Source organism: Armatimonas sp., assembly GCF_043760365.1.
Taxonomy (GTDB): Bacteria; Armatimonadota; Armatimonadia; order Armatimonadales; family Armatimonadaceae; genus Armatimonas.
Genome location: NZ_JAYUPA010000775.1, coordinates 1 through 3,407, shown reverse-complemented (window position 1 = coordinate 3,407; position 3,407 = coordinate 1). Strand labels below are relative to the sequence as shown.

The 3,407-nt window shown below is 59.7% G+C and carries 4 protein-coding genes; 3 read left to right on the top strand and 1 reads right to left on the bottom strand.

Annotated elements, in window-relative coordinates:
- From ACH2EH_RS18595 to ACH2EH_RS18585, 3 genes are all read left to right on the top strand, one after another.
- Nucleotides 1-590 (top strand): hypothetical protein (locus ACH2EH_RS18595; protein ID WP_395143964.1); only part of this gene is annotated, 590 nt, incomplete at its 5' end.
- A 64-nt stretch (nucleotides 591-654) separates the two neighbouring features.
- A complete protein-coding gene (gene dprA / locus ACH2EH_RS18590) occupies nucleotides 655-1,785 on the top strand; it encodes a DNA-processing protein DprA (RefSeq protein ID WP_395143963.1) in 1,131 nt (376 codons plus the stop codon).
- 31 nt (nucleotides 1,786-1,816) lie between these two features.
- Nucleotides 1,817-2,011: a hypothetical protein gene (locus tag ACH2EH_RS18585; RefSeq protein WP_309687845.1), complete on the top strand. Its 195-nt coding sequence runs from the start codon at nucleotides 1,817-1,819 to the stop codon at nucleotides 2,009-2,011.
- A 1-nt stretch (nucleotide 2,012) separates the two neighbouring features.
- On the opposite strand, the gene ACH2EH_RS18580 is transcribed toward ACH2EH_RS18585, so the two are convergent.
- A partial coding sequence (locus ACH2EH_RS18580; RefSeq protein WP_395143961.1) for an FAD-dependent oxidoreductase occupies nucleotides 2,013-3,407 on the bottom strand: 1,395 nt, incomplete at its 5' end.

Sequence of the window (3,407 nt, the reverse complement as noted above, 5' to 3'; positions counted from 1 at the left end):
CCACACCTACTTTGGAGACCGCTGTCGCGGCTCCTCTGGCTCTCTCGGGAGGGACACTCTATACACTCTCTAGTGATGGTACCCTGACCGCGTTTCGTGCCGATGCGCCAGACACCACTGGCCCTCTTTTTACCGGACACTACCCCAAAGCCGGTAGCGCACTGAACGGTAAGCCTCCGTTTCTCGTTGCCGCTAAGGTAAAGGATTTTGGCAGTGGGCTGAACTTCGATAGCGTGTCGGTGGCTCTGGACGGCAAAGACGTGACAGCAACGTACAGTCTTAAGAGTGGGCTGTTATCTTACAAGACACAATCTAGTGGCCGCCTGGTTGATCCTCCTCTTGCCAATGGGCGTCATGTGGTGACAATGCGTGCTAAGGACTGGCGTGGCAACGAGACGGTGGAAACCTGGTCGTTCGTGGTAAATAATAGTCTGCCAGAGCGCGTAGGGCTTCCTGACCTGACTGCTACCCCGCGCACGGGAACGGGAACGGGCGGTGGAGCCGGTCTGGGTGGCGGACCTGGTTTAGGTGGTGGCGGGCTGCGAGGCGGCGGTAGCGGCGGCGGCTTGCGAGGTGGCGGCGGCGGCTAGCTCCCTCCTCATTCTATCCAGCGGGCGAGAGCACTGGCTTTCGCCCGCTTCGTTATTCAATAAGATGCCCATTTCCGCTGAGAGTGCTGTATTTCTTGCATGTCATCGCCTTGCTGAGGCGATGCTGCCTCCTCACCGTCTCCGGCTACTGTTGGAGGCATCAGGCGGCAATCCCGAAGCTGCCTTGGGCCAGACCCTGGGGCTCACAACCGCTCAGCAGAGTCGGTTGGAGCGTGCTTCCCAGGCAGTTGTTCCCACGAGTCTCCTAGATCAGGCCCAGACCCTAGGAATCCAGGCGTTTCTCACAACCGATCCGGACTACCCTGCGGAGCTGCGGCACTTCGACGACTCACCTGCAATACTTTTTGTGCGGGGGCACCTGCCCACCGTTCTGGGCTTAGCGATTGTCGGCTCTCGGCGGGCGACCCTCTACGGCAAGGCGCAGGCAGGACGCTTTGCACGTGCTTTTGCGGAGGCGGGTTTTAGTGTGGTCTCCGGCGGAGCGGCTGGGGTGGACACGGCTGCTCACCGGGGAACCTTGGAAGCGGGAGGGACGACAGTTGCTGTGGTGGCGTGTGGCTTGGACTATGTCTATCCCGCCGAGAACCGCTCCCTCTTTGAGCAGATTGTCGCAAAGGGGGGGGCTATTGTGAGTGAGTTCCCGGTCGGCACCAAACCCGAGCCCTGGCGCTTTCCTGCACGAAACCGGATTATCGCGGCACTCTCGCAAGCAACTCTGGTGATAGAATCTCCTGAGCAGTCTGGTGCACTGATCACAGCACGCAATGCCGCCGAGTACGGGCGCGATGTCTGGGTGGTACCTGGGCCGGTGGATACAGGGCGCTCGCGCGGTGGGCACAAGCTGGTACAAGATGGTGCATCTCTGGCGGACTGTCCCGAGGATATTTTAGAAGTGCTGGCCGCCAGCCCACAGCGAGTGAACTTAACGCGGCCGGTGAACTTAATGCTGCCGCTGGAGGTCGAAGTAAATGTACCGGAGCCTAAAAAGCCTCTGCCAGAGCTCCTGCCCGACGAGGCGGTACTGTTCGAGCAGCTCTCAGGCACGCCGGTCAGCTTAGACGATGCGGCTGAGGCAGCGGCACTGGCCCCCGCGCAAGCGATGGTGGCCGCAACAATGCTGGAGATGAAGGGCCTGATTCAGCGTCAGCCCGGAAACCAGTTTAGACGATCCTAAAGTCGTTTTTGAAATCCTAGGAGGGAATACGATGGCAGCAAGTAAGAAAAAACCGGCACTCTCGCCGGCAGCAGCAAAGATTCTGGAGCAGTACCGTAGTGCAGGGCAACCCAAGCCCGGTGCCGCGTCTAACGCAAACGGCGAGGAGGGGAGCTCCGCCAAACCCACTCCCTCGGCACCACCCGCCGCCGCCCGGCTTCCCAAAGCTTCCGGACGTGGAAAATAAATCAGGCACGCCAGGCCAGCACCTGCTTGGCCTGGCGTAACACTGATTCCAGGAGGGCATAGGGAACCTCCTGAACGGAGGCGAACCCTCCCTCAATGAAGAGCCAGGCCGCAAGCGCCGATGACTGCCCCAGGATCATGAAGACCGGTTCCATGCGGATCGAGCCGTAGGCGATGTGGCTGGAGGCGAGGCAGACAGGTACAAAAAGGTTCCCGCACTCGCGCTCACGAGGAACAATCGAGCGATACGAGATGGCGTAGGGGGGAGTACTGGTCTGGACATCACCCTCGTTTTTCACAAAGCCCTCCACGACCACGCGGTTGCAGTTGTGGGAGTCCATGTTGTAGCTGCCCAGCCCCACGGAGTCCTCCACCTTGAGCTTGCCCTTGCAGTGCTTCTCGGTCATCACGGTGTTGGTGACCATGCGGCGGGCCTCACGGATGTAGAGCTGCCAGGGCCAGCCGCCCGTTTCGACAAACTCGTCGCGGCAGAGCCCCCACTCACTCCAGTGCTCACGTAGGAGAGTAGGGACGGTTGGCTCATTGCCCATGTACCACATAAGCCCTTGCTGGTAGCGCACGTGCGTTTGGAAGATCTTCTCGCGCTCGGCGTAGCTTGCCTCAGGGTACTTGTGGTTGGCTCCAATAAAGTCCGTCGAGAAGCCCCCGTGGTTATTCTTATCAAACTTGCCTTTTTGGAGGGGATCGAACTTATTAAAGAACTCGTCGGCACCCGCCTTGATGTAGCGTCTGAGCAGCTCATAGTTGCTGGAGTCGTAGTTGTTGGGCTTGAGGTAGGGAATTTTGTTGGCCGGAGTTTTTGTTAGGCAGAGGCGAAAACAATACGCTTGGACACTCTTATCGCCACTGCCTGCGGGGAGCGGGTGATTCTGAATGCCAGGCAGTAGGCCACTCTTTGGGTCGCCTTCGCTCACATACGGTGAGACGGGCTTCAGAAACTGGTGCTTGTCTCGAACTTGCACGCCGTTGAGCGTCTCACCGTAGGTTTTGTTGCTCTCACGGCCCACGGTGTAGCTCACGCCCGCCTTGGCCATTAAGTCGCCCTCGTAGGTGGCATCAATGAATGCCGCTGCCTCAACCGTCAGGCCCTCTTCGGTGGTGAGCGAGATAATCCGCCCACGGCTTTTTTTCACCGATGCCAGAAACTGCCCAAAGTACGGCACGACCCGCACCTCGGCGAGCAGCTCGGTGAGCACTTCCTGGGCGATATGGGGCTCGAAGTTCCATTCCTCTGCCTTGCCGTACTTCGCCCCAATCCGGGCATACACTTCCCGCGCCAGCCCGCCAATTGCCTCTTTGCGCCCCGTGTCGGTGTACGAGAGTCCGCCCGCCGTGAGTCCGCCAATGTGCCGCTCGGGCGCGATGAGTAGTACATG